Source organism: Mesorhizobium sp. 128a (assembly GCF_053848025.1).
Map to the genome: position 1 here is coordinate 1 of NZ_JBSPKY010000120.1, position 306 is coordinate 306.

At 56.2% G+C, this 306-nt stretch carries 1 pseudogene; it reads right to left on the reverse strand.

Features of this window, described 5'->3' with window-relative positions:
* Positions 1-151, reverse strand: a pseudogene (locus ACWTU9_RS33340) (S-(hydroxymethyl)glutathione synthase); the annotation flags it as partial.
* Between the last annotated feature and the right edge of the window lie 155 nt (positions 152-306).

A 306-nucleotide genomic window follows, 5' to 3' on the forward strand; every position in this document is an offset into this window, starting at 1 on the left:
TGCAGCCGCACGCATGGTTGTGGGCGATCTGGCCCTTGACCTTCACCTTCACCGGCTTGCTGGTGCAAGCGCAGACCAGCGTGCCGCCGGCAAAGCTTGCACTTTCCTTTGGTAAGCCGTTGTCGATTTTCGGATGCAGTTTTTCCGGCATTGTCTTCCTCCCTTGTTGAACCTCAAGCAACGTCAGTCGCTGGCCCTTCGGTCGGCGGCTTTTCTCCTCAGTAAACCACTACGCTTCGGATCGACTTGCCCTCATGCATGAGGTCGAAGCCCTTGTTGATGTCTTCCAGCTTCAGCAAATGGGTG